This is a genomic window from Rhizobium sp. LCM 4573 (assembly GCF_001854865.1).
Classification (GTDB): Bacteria; Pseudomonadota; Alphaproteobacteria; order Rhizobiales; family Rhizobiaceae; genus Neorhizobium.
This window is the reverse complement of the sequence record NZ_MDDW01000013.1, coordinates 119051-134488: the sequence shown is the minus strand read 5'-3', so window position 1 is coordinate 134488 and position 15438 is coordinate 119051. Positions and strand designations below refer to the sequence as shown.

At 61.2% G+C, this 15438-nt stretch carries 14 protein-coding genes and 1 tRNA gene; 12 read left to right on the top strand and 3 right to left on the bottom strand.

Features of this window, described 5'->3' with window-relative positions:
* From LCM4573_RS17135 to pncB, 5 genes are all read left to right on the top strand, one after another.
* On the top strand, window positions 1-1149 hold the full coding sequence (locus LCM4573_RS17135) for an ABC transporter permease (protein WP_071007592.1): 1149 nt from the start codon (window positions 1-3) through the stop codon (window positions 1147-1149).
* A 4-nt stretch (window positions 1150-1153) separates the two neighbouring features.
* Window positions 1154-2782, top strand: coding sequence for an ABC transporter ATP-binding protein (locus LCM4573_RS17130; protein ID WP_071007591.1), 1629 nt, complete (start codon window positions 1154-1156; stop codon window positions 2780-2782).
* Between the two features lie 15 nt (window positions 2783-2797).
* Window positions 2798-3748, top strand: a complete 951-nt coding sequence (locus LCM4573_RS17125) for a glyoxylate/hydroxypyruvate reductase A (RefSeq protein ID WP_071007590.1) — start codon at window positions 2798-2800, stop codon at window positions 3746-3748.
* A gap of 76 nt (window positions 3749-3824) precedes the next feature.
* Entirely contained in the window at window positions 3825-4094 is a 270-nt protein-coding gene (locus tag LCM4573_RS17120) for a hypothetical protein (RefSeq protein ID WP_071007589.1), read from the top strand.
* 124 nt (window positions 4095-4218) lie between these two features.
* On the top strand, window positions 4219-5523 hold the full coding sequence (gene pncB / locus LCM4573_RS17115) for a nicotinate phosphoribosyltransferase (RefSeq protein WP_071007588.1): 1305 nt from the start codon (window positions 4219-4221) through the stop codon (window positions 5521-5523).
* Window positions 5524-5584: 61 nt separating this feature from the next.
* Here the strand turns inward: pncB and LCM4573_RS17110 are convergent, their stop codons facing one another.
* The gene (locus LCM4573_RS17110) at window positions 5585-5983 is read right to left on the bottom strand and encodes a DUF1236 domain-containing protein (RefSeq protein ID WP_071007587.1); all 399 of its coding nucleotides are present in this window, start codon (window positions 5981-5983) and stop codon (window positions 5585-5587) included.
* Window positions 5984-6302: 319 nt separating this feature from the next.
* Between LCM4573_RS17110 and ftsH the strand changes: the two genes are divergently transcribed.
* Window positions 6303-8135 carry an ATP-dependent zinc metalloprotease FtsH gene (gene ftsH / locus LCM4573_RS17105; protein WP_071007586.1) on the top strand — a complete coding sequence of 611 codons (1833 nt, stop codon included), beginning with the start codon at window positions 6303-6305 and terminating at the stop codon, window positions 8133-8135.
* Window positions 8136-8180: 45 nt separating this feature from the next.
* On the opposite strand, the gene LCM4573_RS17100 is transcribed toward ftsH, so the two are convergent.
* Entirely contained in the window at window positions 8181-9494 is a 1314-nt protein-coding gene (locus tag LCM4573_RS17100; protein ID WP_083347495.1) for an MFS transporter, read from the bottom strand.
* A gap of 95 nt (window positions 9495-9589) precedes the next feature.
* Here LCM4573_RS17100 and LCM4573_RS17095 point away from each other — a divergent pair, with 95 nt between their 5' ends.
* Window positions 9590-10045: a helix-turn-helix domain-containing protein gene (locus LCM4573_RS17095; protein WP_071007585.1), complete on the top strand. Its 456-nt coding sequence runs from the start codon at window positions 9590-9592 to the stop codon at window positions 10043-10045.
* A 49-nt stretch (window positions 10046-10094) separates the two neighbouring features.
* Here LCM4573_RS17095 and LCM4573_RS17090 read toward each other — a convergent pair.
* Window positions 10095-10184 (bottom strand) — tRNA-Ser (locus tag LCM4573_RS17090).
* A gap of 218 nt (window positions 10185-10402) precedes the next feature.
* Here LCM4573_RS17090 and LCM4573_RS17085 point away from each other — a divergent pair.
* The 5 genes from LCM4573_RS17085 (at window position 10403) to LCM4573_RS17065 (ending at window position 15436) form a co-directional block, all read left to right on the top strand.
* Entirely contained in the window at window positions 10403-10720 is a 318-nt protein-coding gene (locus LCM4573_RS17085; protein WP_071007584.1) for a hypothetical protein, read from the top strand.
* 40 nt (window positions 10721-10760) lie between these two features.
* Window positions 10761-11411, top strand: coding sequence for a peptide-methionine (S)-S-oxide reductase MsrA (gene msrA, locus LCM4573_RS17080; RefSeq protein WP_071007583.1), 651 nt, complete (start codon window positions 10761-10763; stop codon window positions 11409-11411).
* 236 nt (window positions 11412-11647) lie between these two features.
* On the top strand, window positions 11648-12640 hold the full coding sequence (locus LCM4573_RS17075) for a BMP family protein (protein WP_071007582.1): 993 nt from the start codon (window positions 11648-11650) through the stop codon (window positions 12638-12640).
* A gap of 56 nt (window positions 12641-12696) precedes the next feature.
* Window positions 12697-14238 (top strand): ABC transporter ATP-binding protein, encoded by a 1542-nt coding sequence (locus LCM4573_RS17070; RefSeq protein WP_071007581.1) that lies wholly within the window; start codon window positions 12697-12699, stop codon window positions 14236-14238.
* 94 nt (window positions 14239-14332) lie between these two features.
* A complete protein-coding gene (locus LCM4573_RS17065; RefSeq protein ID WP_071007580.1) occupies window positions 14333-15436 on the top strand; it encodes an ABC transporter permease in 1104 nt (367 codons plus the stop codon).
* Window positions 15437-15438 lie beyond the last annotated feature (2 nt).

Genomic DNA, 15438 nt, shown 5'->3' with positions numbered 1-15438 from the left:
ATGGAGGCACCCGTCGCAACCTCGGCGAGGGAGATCGCCGCTCCGCCGAAGAAGCCCTGGATTTCGCCGACCAACCGGCGCCGGCTCGCCAATTTCCGCGCCAACAAGCGCGGCTATTGGTCCTTCTGGATATTCATGATCCTCTTCGTGCTGAGCCTGTTTGCCGAATTCATCGCAAACGACCGGCCGATCATCGCCTCCTACAAGGGGGAAATCCTCTATCCGGTTTTCGTGGATTATCCGGAGGAGAAGTTCGGCGGATTTCTCGCCACGACCGATTACCGGTCCGACTTCATCCGGGACGAGATCGACGCCAATGGCTGGATGATCTGGCCGCCGATCCGCTATTCCTACCAGACGGTCAATTCCAGCATTCCGCACTCGGCGCCAACGCCGCCCTTCTGGCTGATGCCGAAGGAAGAGCGTTGCAGCGCCTATCCGGCGGGCGATCAGGACCCGAATTGCATTCTCGGCAACATGAACTGGCTCGGCACCGACGACCAGGCGCGCGACGTGCTGGCCCGCACGATCTACGGCTTCCGCGTCTCGGTTCTATTCGGTTTGGCGCTTACCATCTGCTCGGCGATCATCGGCGTGACGGCCGGTGCCGTGCAGGGCTATTTCGGCGGCTGGACGGACCTGCTCCTGCAGCGTTTCATCGAGATCTGGTCGTCCATGCCGGTTCTCTACATCCTGCTGATCATCGCCGCGATCCTGCCGCCAGGCTTCTTCGTGCTGCTCGGCATCATGCTGCTCTTCTCCTGGGTTGGTTTCGTCGGCGTGGTGCGTGCCGAATTCCTGCGGGCGCGCAATTTCGAGTATGTGCGGGCTGCCCGCGCGCTCGGCGTCGGCAACGGGACGATCATGTTCCGTCACCTGCTACCCAATGCCATGGTGGCGACGCTCACCTTCCTGCCCTTCATCCTCTCCGGCTCGATCGCAACGCTCACCTCGCTGGATTTCCTGGGGTTCGGCATGCCGCCCGGCTCTCCTTCGCTCGGCGAGATGATCGCCCAGGGCAAGAACAACCTGCAGGCGCCCTGGCTCGGGCTTGTAGCCTTCTTCACCATGTCGATCATGCTGTCGTTGCTGATCTTCGTCGGCGAGGCGGTGCGCGATGCCTTCGACCCCAGAAAGACGTTCCGGTGAGCCGATGACAGAACCTCTCCTCTCCGTCCGAGATCTTTCGGTAGCCTTTCATCAAGGCGGAAACACGTCGGTTGCCGTCGATCGCGTCTCCTTCGACATACACCCCGGCGAGGTGGTGGCGTTGGTCGGCGAATCCGGTTCGGGCAAGTCGGTGACGRCCAATTCCGTTCTCAAGCTTCTGCCTTATCCGGCGGCGAGCCATCCGTCCGGCGAAATCCTGTTCGACGGCAAGGACATGCTTAAGGCTTCGGAAGCGGAGCTGCGCCATGTGCGCGGCAACGACATCACCATGATCTTCCAGGAGCCGATGACGTCGCTCAATCCGCTCCATACGATCGAGAAGCAGATCGGCGAAATCCTCGACCTGCATCAGGGGATCACCGGCGAGGCGGCGCGAACGCGCGTCCTCGAGCTTCTGAACCAGGTCGGCATCCGCGAGCCCGAAAAGCGGCTCAAAGCCTACCCGCATGAGCTTTCCGGCGGGCAGCGTCAGCGGGTAATGATCGCCATGGCGCTTGCGAACCGCCCGAAACTGCTGATCGCCGACGAGCCGACGACCGCGCTCGACGTGACGGTGCAGGCACAAATCCTCGAACTCCTGCGCCGCCTCAAGGGCGACCACGGCATGTCCATGCTGTTCATCACCCATGACCTCGGCATCGTGCGCAAGTTCGCCGACCGCGTCTGCGTCATGACCAAGGGCAAGATTGTCGAAACCGGGCCGGTGGAAGAGGTATTCGTCAGCCCGAAGCACGAATACACGCGCCACCTCCTGGCCTCCGAGCCGCGTGGAGAGCCGCCGCCCGCCGATCCMTCCCGGCCGGTGGTGATGGAAGGCGAGGACATTCGCGTCTGGTTTCCGATCAAGGCGGGGTTCCTGCGCAGGGTGGTCGATCATGTGAAGGCGGTGGACGGGGTGAGCCTGACACTCCGTGCCGGCGAGACACTCGGCGTGGTGGGCGAATCCGGTTCGGGAAAAACGACGCTTGGCCTGGCGCTGGCGCGATTGATCTCGTCGGAAGGCAGGATCGCCTTCATCGGCAACGATATCGGCAAATATTCCTTCAAGGAGATGCGCCCCTTGCGCGACCGGCTGCAGGTGGTCTTCCAGGACCCTTACGGCTCGTTATCGCCGCGCATGCCGGTGGGCGATATCATCGCCGAAGGCCTGAAGGTGCACGAGCGCTCGCTTTCCGAGCGGGAGCGGGACGAACGGGTCGCCTGGTCGTTGACCGAAGTGGGGCTCGATCCCGCCACCCGCTGGCGCTATCCACATGAATTCTCCGGCGGCCAGCGGCAACGCATCGCGATCGCCCGTGCCATGGTCCTGAAGCCGCGCTTCGTCATGCTCGACGAGCCGACCTCGGCGCTCGATATGACGGTTCAGGCGCAAGTGGTCGATCTGCTGCGTGACCTGCAGAAAAAGCACGATCTCGCCTATCTCTTCATCAGCCATGACCTTAAGGTGGTGAAGGCGCTCGCCAATCACGTCATCGTCATGCGCCTCGGCAAGGTGATGGAGGAGGGGCCGGCCGATGAGATATTCCGCGCTCCGAAACAGGACTATACCCGCGCCCTGATGGCCGCGGCCTTCAATCTGGAAGCCGTCGAGAGCGGCGCCATCCAACAGTAATCAATCAGGTACGCCATGTCCGATAAGAGCCCGGTCGTCATTGATCTCAAATTCGAGCGCCGCGAGGTGGATGCCGCTCTCGCCGAGGCATTCCGGGGACGACCTGTTCGCCACGCCTCGGATCCGAATGCCGATTTGTCGGACGCGCACTACGCCGTGATCTGGAAGCCGGATCGAAACCTGTTTGCGCGGGCTCCGAATCTGAAAGTGCTGTTTTCCGGCGGCGCCGGAGTGGATCACATTCTTACGCTCCCGGACCTTCCGGATGTCCCGATCGTGCGTTTCGTCGACCATAGCCTCACGACCCGCATGAGCGAATGGGTAGTGTTGCAGTGTCTCACGCATCTGAGGCAGGTCCCCACCTACCTGAAGCAGCAGCGTGAGCGCCGTTGGCTCGAACTTCCGCAGCCAGAGGCGTCGGAGGTGACGGTCGGCATTATGGGGCTCGGCGTTCTCGGCCGGGATTCGGCTGCCAAGTTGAAGGCGCTCGGTTTCAACGTCATCGGCTGGTCCCGCAACAGGAAGGAAGTCGAAGGCATCGAGACTTTCCATGGAGCAGAGCTGGATGCCTTTCTCGCCCGCACGGATATTCTGGTCGGGCTGCTGCCGCTGACACCGGAAACGCGCGRCATCTTCAGTGCGTCTGTCTTCTCGAAGCTACGCCAGGGCGGTGCGCTCGGAAAACCGGTATTCATCAATGCTGGTCGTGGCGGCAGCCAGGTGGAGGTCGATCTTCTAGCGGCGCTGGAAGGCGGCGTTCTCGGTGGAGCATCGTTGGATGTATTCGAGACCGAGCCGCTGCCGCCGGAAAGCCCCTTCTGGGGTATGGAGAATGTCGTGTTGACGCCGCATGYGGCCGCCGCTTCCGATGTGCGGGCGCTGTTCCGCCATGTGGAAGGCCAGATTGCCCGCTTCGAGGCGGGCGAGACGCTGGAATATCTGGTGGATCGCAGCACCGGTTACTGATCGGGAACATTCGCCCCTTTCCATCCGTTCCAATGTCGGAGCCGGCAGAAAATCCGGCAAGACAAGGAGCGAGATCATGGACACCAAGGACAGATCGTCGTCCCATCCCCATCCGATCGGCTCACCGATCGAAGAACCGATGAGCCCGACGGAGGCGCGCCAGGCGCGAACCGGCCGACCCGTCCTGATCGTGCTGGTGAGCGGCCTGATCCTTGCGTTCATCGCATGGGGTGCGGTGGAATGGTGGGGGCAGACGACCGAGCCGCCCGCCGAGCAGACGGCGACCCCGCCGGCAGGCGACATCACGCCGGCCAATCCGGATGCGCGGCCTCCCAGCACGCCATAGCGGGATGCTATGGACTTCCTGCGTGTTTTTTTCGATAAGTCTGCCCAGGAGGCGGTTGCCGCCGCCTCTGGATTATCGATGCTGAGGAGCGCTTCCGGGATAGGGAGCGCAGGCGAGGGCAGGCATGACCAAGACCGATATCGCAACCAGGGTCTACAATCACACCTGGAAGCTCGACCCGATCATCCGCAGCCTGATCGACACGGACTTCTACAAGCTCCTGATGCTGCAGATGATCTGGAAGCTCTATCCGGAGGTCGATGCCACTTTTTCCCTCATCAATCGCACCAAATCCGTCCGCCTGGCGGAGKAAATCGATGAAGGGGAGCTGCGCGAGCAGCTCGATCATGCCCGCGACGTGAGGCTCTCCAAGAAGGAGATGATCTGGCTAGCGGGTAATACCTTCTACGGCCGCAAGCAGATTTTCGAACCGGAGTTCCTCAACTGGCTCGCGGATTATCGCCTGCCGGAATACGAACTCTCCAAACGTGACGGCCAGTACGAACTGCATTTCCACGGACGCTGGATGGAGACCACGATGTGGGAAATTCCGGCGCTCGCCATCATCAACGAGCTGCGTTCGCGCGCGGCGATGCGCTCGCTAGGCCTGTTCACACTGGACGTGCTCTATGCCCGGGCCAAGGCCAAGATGTGGGAGAAGGTCGAGCGCCTTCGCACCCTTCCGGGCTTGAGGATTTCCGATTTCGGCACTCGGCGACGCCACAGCTTCCTCTGGCAGCGCTGGTGCGTAGAGGCCCTGAAGGAAGGCATCGGCCCGGCTTTCAYGGGCACCAGCAACGTGCTGCTCGCCATGGATTCCGATCTTGAGGCGGTGGGCACCAACGCCCACGAACTGCCCATGGTGCTGGCCGCGCTTGCCGATAGCGACGAGGAACTGCATGCGGCTCCCTACGAGGTCCTKAAGGACTGGAACCGCCTCTATCACGGCAATCTTCTGATCGTGCTGCCGGATGCCTTCGGAACCGCCGCCTTCCTGCGCGACGCGCCGGATTGGGTGGCCGACTGGACGGGTTTCCGTCCAGACAGCGCCCCGCCGATCGAAGGAGGCGAGAAGATCATCGCCTGGTGGAAGAAGATGGGCCGCGATCCCGAAAGCAAGATGCTCATCTTCTCCGACGGGCTGGACGTGGATGCCATCATCGACACCTACAAGCATTTCGAAGGCCGGGTGCGGATGAGCTTCGGCTGGGGCACCAACCTCACCAATGATTTTGCCGGTTGCGCGCCGCGTGAGATCGATGGGCTGAAACCCATCTCGATCGTCTGCAAGGTCAGCAGCGCCAATGGCCGTCCCGCGGTTAAGCTTTCGGACAATCCGCAAAAGGCGACGGGCGATCCCAAGGAAGTGGAGCGCTACCTGAAATTCTTCGGCCAGGAAGATCGGGTGGACCAGGCGGTTTTCGTCTGACGGCCGATTGAGGAGTGCGGAACAGGCCCCGCTTGAACGGAGCCTGTTCGAGTTTCATGGTTTATTCGATGATCTGAACGACCGTGTGGGTCCTCGGGTCGACGATGACACGCTGGTCATTCACCACCGCGTAGGCATAGTCGGCGTGGTCCGGTACCGGGGTCAGCACCACCGTCTCGGGTATGGGCTTGCCGACGACGATCGGCTGCTCCACGACAACGCTGGCGCTCGGCGCCGGCTGCTGTTCTACATAGGTGATGACTTCACGCGGCGGCGGATCGATCACCGTGCCGGCTGCCGCGCCGACGATACCGCCGACTGCGGCGCCAACGGGGCCACCGACGATCGCGCCGGTCACGGCTCCGCCGGCGGCACCGGTAACGGTGCTCTCCTGGGCAAGTGCGCCTGAAGCGAGCGAAGTAATGGCGATAACGCCAGTGGCTAGAATGAGCTTTTTCATAGGTCTTCTCCTCTGATTGAACCTATGGCTGAACAACTCTTCGCCAGAAGACCGGTTCCTGTTTTGGATTTCACCTTCTGTTATTGCGTGAAATGCTGCGCGACGAGGAAAATGAAGGACCGTGTTAAGCGGACTCTGGATCGGAAAAAGCTTTTATCTCTCCAGGATCGGAAGGTTAATACTGAGAAACCCTTATGTTTGAACCAGCGGACCGCGCTGAGATTTCCATGCGCCTGGATCGATATTCGAGCCATGCCTTGCCGAGGCCGGCAAGTGACCAAGATCATAGGCAGAGCATTTGCCTTGAAAGGGCTTGGAGATGAACAAGAAGACGCAGTTTAACGTCTGGTACTGGGTCGCGGCGTTTTTCGCGCTGATGCTGTTTCAGTACTTCTTCGTCACGACCCAGCAGGTGGCGCAGATCCCTTACAGCCAGTTCGAGGCTGATCTGCAGGCCGGAAAGATCGCGGAAGTCTCCGTCTCCGACAGGTTCATCCAGGGTCGCTACAAGGAGCCGCAGAACGAGCGGCCCTATTTCGTGACGACCCGCGTGGAGCAGGATCTTGCCCAGCAGCTCCAGCAGCATGGCGTGGTGGTGACGGGCCAGATCGAAAGCACTTTTCTGCGCGATATCTTGTCCTGGGTCATTCCGGTGGCGCTCTTCATCGGTGTCTGGATGTTCATGTTGAGGCGGATGGCCGGCGGTCCCGGCGGCGGCCTGATGCAGATCGGCAAGAGCCGCGCCAAGATCTACGTCGAATCCGATACCGGCGTGCGCTTCGAGGATGTTGCCGGCGTGGATGAGGCCAAGGACGAGCTGAAGGAGATCGTCGATTTCCTGAAAGACCCTAAGGGTTATGGCCGGCTCGGCGGACGCATGCCGAAAGGCGTTCTGCTCGTCGGCCCGCCCGGCACCGGAAAAACCCTGCTCGCCAAGGCGGTTGCCGGTGAGGCCAAGGTGCCGTTCTTCTCGATCTCGGGTTCGGAATTTGTCGAAATGTTCGTGGGCGTCGGGGCCGCGCGGGTTCGCGATCTCTTCGAGCAGGCGCGCGCCAAGGCGCCCGCCATCATCTTCATAGACGAGCTCGACGCGCTTGGCCGTGCCCGCGGCATCAGCCCGATGGCGGGTGGTCACGATGAAAAGGAACAGACCCTCAATCAGCTTCTGGTGGAACTGGACGGCTTCGATTCCTCGACCGGTCTCGTGCTGCTTGCGGCCACGAACCGGCCGGAAATCCTCGATCCCGCCTTGCTCCGGGCCGGCCGCTTCGACCGCCAGGTGCTGGTGGACCGTCCGGACAAGGGCGGCCGCATCCAGATACTCGAGGTTCACTTGAAAAAGGCGAAGCTCGCGCCGGAGGTCGATGTGGAGCAGATCGCCTCGCTGACGCCGGGCTTCACCGGAGCCGACCTCGCCAACCTCGTCAACGAGGCGACGCTTCTCGCCACCCGAAGGAAAGCGGATGCGGTCACCATGGAGGATTTCAACAACGCCATCGAGCGCATCGTGGCGGGGCTTGAAAAGCGCAATCGGCTTTTGAACCCGAAGGAGCGGGAGATCGTCGCCTATCACGAAATGGGCCATGCGCTCGTTGCCATGGCGCTGCCGGGCGTGGACCCGGTGCACAAGGTTTCGATCATCCCGCGCGGCATCGGTGCGCTGGGCTACACGATCCAGCGGCCCACCGAGGATCGTTTCCTGATGACGAGGGAAGAGCTGGAAAACAAGAYGGCGGTTCTGCTCGGCGGGCGGGCCGCCGAATGGATCGTCTACCGGCATCTATCGACCGGGGCAGCGGACGACCTCATTAAGGTCACCGATATCGCCCGCGCCATGGTGACCCGTTACGGCATGACCGAAAAACTCGGTCATGTGGCACTGGAGAAGGACCGACGCTCCTATCTCTCCTCCGATCAGCCCTATTACGGGCCGCAGGAGCATGAATATTCCGACGAAACCGCCACGACGGTCGACGAGGAGGTCCGCCGCATCGTCGACGGAACCTTTGATCGCACAGTGGCTCTGYTGGAGGAACGCAGGGGCGTGCTGGAGCGGGTGTCGCGCCTCCTCCTGGAAAAGGAAACGCTGGATGAAGACGAGCTTCGTGCCGCCGTCGCCGGCGAGAGGAGCAAGGAGCTCGAATACAAGTGAGATGGCCGCCGGCGGCGGGAAAAGCCGCCGCCTGTATGGACAAGGTCAGTGCTCCAGTTGGGAAAGAGCGCGAACCGCGTTCGCGGGCATCATGCGCAGCGTCAGTGCCCAGAAGGCGAGTGTCAATCCGCTGATGCCGGCTCCAAGCAGGCAGACGCCCGTCCACCCGCCATGAGCATAGGCCAAAGTCGACAGAGACGAGCCGAGGGCGCTGCCGATCGAATAGAAGACCATGTAACCGGCGGTCAACCGGCTCTGCGCTTCCGGCCGCACGCGGTAGATCATCGCCTGATTGGTCACATGCACTGCCTGCAGGCCGAAATCGATGACGATGACGCCGAGGACAAGCCACAGGATCGAATGGGGAAGCAGTGAAATAGGTAGCCACGCGGCAAGCATGAGCGCAAGCGACAGGCCCGTGACCCGCTGGCCGAGGCCACGATCCGTCCAACGCCCGGCTCTCGTTGCGCCGATCGCGCCGGCGGCGCCCGCGAGCCCGAAAAGACCGATCGCGGTATGCGACAGCGAGAACGGCGGCGCGCTCAGCGGCAGAACCAGCGGTGTCAGCAAGGTGGTGATGTTTGCGAAGATCAGCATGGCGATGATCCCGCGGATGCGCAGCACCGGTTCGCTCGCGAGAAGGCTGAACAGCGAGCCGATGAGGCGCGGATAAGGCATAGGCTCGATGCGTTTTTCCTGCCGCGGCAGCAGCTTGAAGAGCAGGGCCACGATGACGAGCGTCAGCAGGGCGGATGCGAGATAGACTGTCCGCCAGCCTGAAAGATCGGTGAGGACGCCGGCCACGGTGCGGGCAAGCAATATGCCGAGCACGATTCCGCTCGTGACGATGCCGACGATATGACCGCGCTCGTTCGGCCGGGCAAGGCTTGCCGCATAGGCGACGAAAGCCTGGGTGAGGACCGCAAGGAACCCCATGAGGGCCATGGAAACGAGCAGCATATGGCCGGTGAAGGAGAAGCTGACCGAGAGCAGGGCGAGGACGGAAAGGAGCGATTGCACGATCACCAGCTTGCGGCGATCGACGAGATCGCCGATCGGGACAAGCAGGATCAGCCCCAACCCGTAACCGATCTGTGTTGCCGCGACGATGAACCCTGCATGCGCGCGGGAGAGCCCGAGATCGTCGGCCATCACGTCCAGCATCGGATGGGCGAAATAGGCGTTGGCAACCGCAAGGCCGCTCGCCACGGCAAAAAGCAACGTCAGGCCAGGTGTGAGGAAGTGATTCCGGTGCTCGTTGCTATCAGGCTGCCTGCCGTCTTGATTATGGACCGGCGTTTCAGGACTGTAGATTCCGCCGCCGGCGGTGGCCGGCTTCTCGTCGCTATCGAATCGCATGGGTGTCCTCGATATGGTTTAATAATGAAACCATTTGATCGATAGCAGATTGGTTTTATAATGCAACCGTCGTCACGATGGTGTGAAAGGAAGTTATGGTCAGGCGCAAGAGTTTCAGCGGGGATTACTGTCCGAGCGCGCGCTCGCTTGATGTGATCGGCGACTGGTGGTCCCTGCTGATCGTCCGCGACGCCTTTGATGGGCTGACGCGTTTCGGCGAATTCCAGAAGAGCCTCGGCATTGCCAAGAACATCCTTTCTCAGCGGCTGCGCACGCTGGTCGAGCGCGGCATTCTCGCGCCGGTCGCGCCCGCCGACGGCGGAGCTCATCAGGAATACCATCTGACCGACAAGGGCCGGGACCTGTTTCCGGTAATGGTCGCCCTGCGCCAGTGGGGGGAGCGTTACCTGTTTGCGCCGGGCGAGGTGCATTCGGCGCTGATCGACCGTGAAACCGGTCAGCCGATCCGGCTTGATATACGAACCCAGGATGGAAAGCCGATCGGTCCCGAAAGGGCACTCATCGTTCCTCCGCCGGAGGCAAAGGACTAAAGAGGGTGATTACCCGCAAACCGGCATTGCTTCTGAAATCTTAGGGGGATGGCGGACAGAGAGGGATTCGAACCCTCGATACGCTTTCACGTATACACGCGTTCCAGGCGTGCGCCTTCAACCACTCGGCCACCTGTCCTTTGGAAAGGGCTGCGCACCAAAGGCATGCAGCGGTCGGGCGGGATATATACCGATCCCTTTCCAAGGATCAACCCGAATCTGAAGGATTTTTGACGGCCGCTTGCGAAACCCGATCGCTTTCGTTGCCAATCATGACCGCCAGCGTTATTTCTGCGAGTATTCGCGCGCAATTCCAGGCAGTTGCGGATGGTCGACATGACGACAAGGAGCCGTCCCATGCGAAGCTTTGTCCATTTTCTGAGCCTTTTGGCGCTGGTGGCCGCGGTCGCCGCTGGCATTCTGGATTCGATCCGCTCGGTTTCCGCATCCGCGGTCGAGGTGACAAGCCTCGGCAATGCCTGGCTGAACCTGAGCCCGGAAAGCCTGGTGGTGGCGGAAATGCAGGCCAATACCTATATATCTCCCGATCTCTGGCGGTCGTTCGTGGCGCCTGTTCTGGCACAGCCGGCATTTGCGGTCTTTCTGGCGCTCGCCTTGGTTTTCTGGATGATCGGCTATCGCAGGCCGCGGTTCGCCGGGCGTTTCTCCGCCTGAACCACCGGGACCGCATCGGCTGTCGAGCTTGGAGGAAAAGATGTTCGTAATCGATATGTTCAGCAAGAAGACGGTCATGYCGACGGCCGAGACCGCGCTGCCCGGACGGGCGGCGCCGATCCCAACTTCGGAACACCATTTCGTCAACGGCCGCTCCCTCAAGGGTCCCTATCCGGAGGGGTCGGAAGTGGCCTATTTCGGCATGGGATGCTTCTGGGGCGCAGAGCGCCTGTTCTGGAAGATCCCGGGCGTTCATGTCACGGCCGTGGGCTATTCCGGAGGGCTCACGCCGAATCCGACCTACCATGAGACCACCACTGGTCTCACCGGCCATACGGAGATCGTGAAGGTCGTCTTCGACCCTGAGGAAGTCAGCTACAGGCAGTTGCTGAAGATCTTCTTCGAGGAGCACGATCCGACCCAGGGCATGCGCCAGGGTAACGACATCGGCACCACCTACCGCTCCGCTATCTATACCACGACGCCGGAGCAGGAGGCTGAGGCGAAGGCGGCGCTCGACGCCTTTCAGGCGGCGCTGGATGCTTCGGGCCGGAACCTGCGCATAACCACCGAGATCGCCCCCGTCGGCGAGTTCTACTATGCCGAGGACTATCACCAGCAATATCTCGCCAAGAATCCCGGCGGCTATTGCGGTCTCAAGGGAACCGGCGTCTCTTGCCCGGTGGGTTGAAAGACGAACGGCGAAAATGTACTTGGCTGCCGCGGATTTCATCAGGTCCGCGGCTTTTTTGTTCAGGTTTTCGGCAGGATGATCGTTTTTTACCAACTGAAAAAAATCTCGTGAAATTTTCCAGAACCCATGCAAGAGTGCGCAAAGCCAAGCCTTTGAAGAGGGGCGGGTAGCCGCAATATGTCCGGTTCAACGGGCTTGCGGGAGGACCTAACAGTAAAAAACAGGGCTGCACGATGAAGAAAACCCTACTCAGTCTTTTTGCCTTGGCCGCGATGTCGGCATCCGCGCTTGCCGCGGAAGTCAAGCCGGCGCTGGTCTATGGCACGGGCGGCAAATTCGACAAATCCTTCAACGAAGCGGCTTATGCCGGTGCCGAGAAATTCAAGGCGGAAACCGGCACCGACTACCGTGATTTCGAGCCGACCAGCGACACGCAGGGCGAGCAGGCGATTCGCAACTTCGCGAGCCGCGGCTTCAACCCGGTCGTCGCCGTCTCCTTCGCCTGGACCTCGGCTATGGAAAAGGTCGCGGCCGAATTTCCGGACACCAAATTCGTCATCGTCGACTCGGTAGTCGATCTGCCGAACGTCCGCTCCGTCGTCTATAAGGAGGAGGAAGGCTCCTATCTGGTCGGTCTGCTCGCCGGCATGGCGTCCAAGAGCGGCAAGTTCGGCTTTGTTGGCGGCATGGATATTCCGCTGATCCGCAAGTTCGCCTGTGGCTACGTCCAAGGCGTGAAAGCCGCCAAGGCCGATGCTCAGATTTTCCAGAACATGGTTGGCACCACGGGTGCGGCCTGGAACGATCCGGTGCGTGCGGGTGAACTCACCAAGAACCAGATCGATCAGGGCGCCGATGTAATTTACGCGGCAGCCGGCGCAAGTGGTCTCGGCGTGCTGCAGACCGCCGCTGACAACGGCAAGTTCTCGATCGGCGTCGATTCCAACCAGAACCACCTGCATCCCGGCAAGGTGCTGACCTCCATGGTCAAGCGCGTCGATCTTGCTGTCTACAATGCATACAAGGATACCCAGGGCGACAAGTTCACGCCCGGCATCCAGGCGCTCGGAATCAAGGAAGACGGCGTTTCGGCGGCGATCGACGACAATAACAAGTCGCTGATCACGGCGGAGATGCAGGCTGCGGTCGAAAAGGCCAAGGCTGACATCATTGCCGGCACGGTCAAGGTGCACGACTACATGTCGGACAATTCCTGCCCGAACTAAGAGCCTGTTTCAAAGGGCGCGTGGCGAACTTAGATCGCCATGCGCCCTTTTTGCATATGTGGAAAGGCGGATCATTGAGCCTCGGACCTTCCAGGGAGTCAGCCATCGAACTTGTCGGCATCGACAAGAAATTCGGAGCTGTGCACGCGAATAAGAATATCGATCTGACGGTGGCCAAGGGTTCGATCCATGGCATCATCGGCGAAAACGGGGCCGGTAAATCGACGCTGATGTCGATTCTCTACGGCTTTTACCATGCCGATGAAGGCGAGATCCGCATCTTCGGCAAGCCGACGACGATCCGCGACAGCCAGGCGGCAATCGCGGCAGGCATCGGCATGGTCCACCAGCATTTTATGCTGGTAGAGAATTTCACCGTGCTGGAAAAYGTTATGCTCGGCGCCGAAGGCGGTCAGCTTCTGGCGAAGGGGGTGGCAAGCGCCCGCAAGGAGCTGAAGCGGCTGGAGGACGATTACGGCCTGGAAGTCGATCCGGATGCGGTGATTGAGGAACTGCCGGTCGGCCGGCAGCAGCGGGTGGAAATCCTGAAGGCGCTCTATCGCGGCGCCGAAATCCTCATTCTCGACGAGCCGACCGGTGTGTTGACCCCGGCGGAAGCCGATCATCTCTTCAAGGTYCTGCGCGTGCTGCGCGATCAAGGTAAGACGATCATTCTCATCACCCACAAGCTGCGCGAGATCATGGCGATCACCGATACGGTCTCGGTCATGCGCCGCGGCGAGATGGTGGCGACCCGCAAGACGGCCGAGACTACGGTAGAGGAGCTGGCCGAGCTGATGGTTGGCCGCCGCGTGCTCTTGCGGGTGGAAAAGGGAGAAGCCAAACCTGGCCCTGTATTGCTCTCCGTCCGCAACCTGACGGTCAAGGACAGCCGCGGCGTCACCATGGTCGATGACGTCTCCTTCGATGTGCGGGCGGGCGAGATCGTCGGCATCGCCGGTGTGGCCGGCAATGGCCAGTCGGAACTTCTCGAGGCGATCGCCGGTATCCGCAAGCCGACCTCCGGTGAAATCTTCATTGATGGTCAGCCGGCGGCCAGTGTCGATCCGGCGCGCCTGCGCGACCTGGGGCTTGCCCACATACCCGAAGACCGGCACCACATGGGCCTCGTCCTGAAGTTCGAGGAATACGAGAATTCGATCCTCGGCTATCATCGAAACGAGCAATATGGAAAAGGCGCGCTGCTTGATCTCGAGGCGATCCGCAAGGACGCCGAGGAGAAGATCGCAAAATACGATATCCGCCCGCCGAACCCTAGGCTGAAGACAGCGAATTTCTCTGGCGGCAACCAGCAGAAGATCGTCGTGGCTCGCGAAATCGAGCGCGACCCGAAGATGCTGATCATTGGCCAGCCGACGCGCGGCGTCGATATCGGCGCTATCGAGTTCATCCATCGCCGTATCATCGAGATGCGGGATGCAGGCAAGGCGATCCTTCTCGTCTCGGTGGAACTCGACGAGGTCAGGTCGCTCTCCGATCGCATCCTCGTTATGTTCGCCGGAAAGATCGTCGGAGAGAAGGAAGCGGATGCGGGCGAGCAGACGCTCGGGCTGATGATGGCAGGCATCGCGGCGTGATGCGGCAGGGACATGAAGGTTCTGGTTTGGAGCATGGAATGAGTGCAGGGGGCATGGTGAAGAACCGCACGATGGCGGGGACGGCGGATTTTCGATGAGTACGGCCTCCGTTCCGCTTCCGGCGTGGATTTCCTACGGGGTGATCCCGCTTATCAATCTCATCCTCGCCTTCCTCTTCTCCGGCCTTGTCATCTGGGGAATCGGCGAGAATCCGTTCGAGGCGCTGAAATTCCTCGTGCAGGGCGCGCTCGGCCGCGGGGATGCCATCGGCTTCACGCTGTTCTATGCCACGAGCTTCATCTTCACGGGGCTTTCGGTGGCCGTCGCCTTCCATGCCGGTCTCTTCAACATCGGCTCGGAAGGGCAGGCCTATATCGGCGGGCTGGGTGCGGCGCTCGTAGCTCTTGCGCTAGATCGTTACGTGCCATGGTACGTGACCATGCCGTTCGCCATCGTCGGTGCTGCCATTTTCGGCGCTGCCTGGGCGTTCATTCCGGCCTGGCTGCAGGCCAAGCGCGGCAGCCATATCGTCATCACGACGATCATGTTCAATTTCATCGCTGCGGCGTTGATGGTCTATCTGCTCGTCAACGTCTTCATCGTGCCGGGCAAGATGGCGCCGGAAACCCGCACCTTTCTGCCGGGCGGGCAGCTGCCCAAGCTCGACTGGCTGATGGCGCTGTTCGGGCTGAGGCTCGGGCCGGCGCCGTTCAACGTCTCCTTCGTCATAGCGCTCGTCATGTGCTTCCTCGTCTGGGTGCTGATCTGGCGAACGAAGCTCGGTTATGAGATGCGTACGCTGGGCATCAGCCCGACTGCCGCCGTCTATGCGGGCGTTCCCTATGTCCGCACGGTCATCGTGGCCATGCTGRTTTCCGGAGCGCTCGCGGGCATGATGGCGCTCAACGTGGTGATGGGCGCTTCCGCGCGCTTGCAGGTGGAATTCGTGGCGGGCGCGGGCTTCGTCGGCATCGCGGTATCGTTGATGGGCCGCAGCCATCCCGTCGGCATTGTGCTCGCCGCGCTGCTCTTCGGCATCCTCTATCAGGGGGGCGCCGATCTTTCCTTCGAGATGCCGAACATCACCCGCGACATGATCGTCGTCATCCAGGGCCTCGTGATCCTTTTTGCGGGCGCGCTGGAATACATGCTGCGGCCGGCCATGGTGCGGCTCTATCAGCAGTTCACGGGGAAATGAGG

Excerpts from the sequence above, each read along its gene's own strand:
- LCM4573_RS17135 (WP_071007592.1), top strand. The coding sequence starts at position 1 with ATGGAGGCACCCGTCGCAACCTCGGCGAGGGAGATCGCCGCTCCGCCG.
- LCM4573_RS17120 (WP_071007589.1), top strand. The coding sequence starts at position 3,825 with ATGGACACCAAGGACAGATCGTCGTCCCATCCCCATCCGATCGGCTCA.
- LCM4573_RS17110 (WP_071007587.1), bottom strand. The coding sequence starts at position 5,983 with ATGAAAAAGCTCATTCTAGCCACTGGCGTTATCGCCATTACTTCGCTC.
- LCM4573_RS17100 (WP_083347495.1), bottom strand. The coding sequence starts at position 9,494 with ATGCGATTCGATAGCGACGAGAAGCCGGCCACCGCCGGCGGCGGAATC.
- LCM4573_RS17095 (WP_071007585.1), top strand. The coding sequence starts at position 9,590 with ATGGTCAGGCGCAAGAGTTTCAGCGGGGATTACTGTCCGAGCGCGCGC.
- LCM4573_RS17085 (WP_071007584.1), top strand. The coding sequence starts at position 10,403 with ATGCGAAGCTTTGTCCATTTTCTGAGCCTTTTGGCGCTGGTGGCCGCG.
- LCM4573_RS17075 (WP_071007582.1), top strand. The coding sequence starts at position 11,648 with ATGAAGAAAACCCTACTCAGTCTTTTTGCCTTGGCCGCGATGTCGGCA.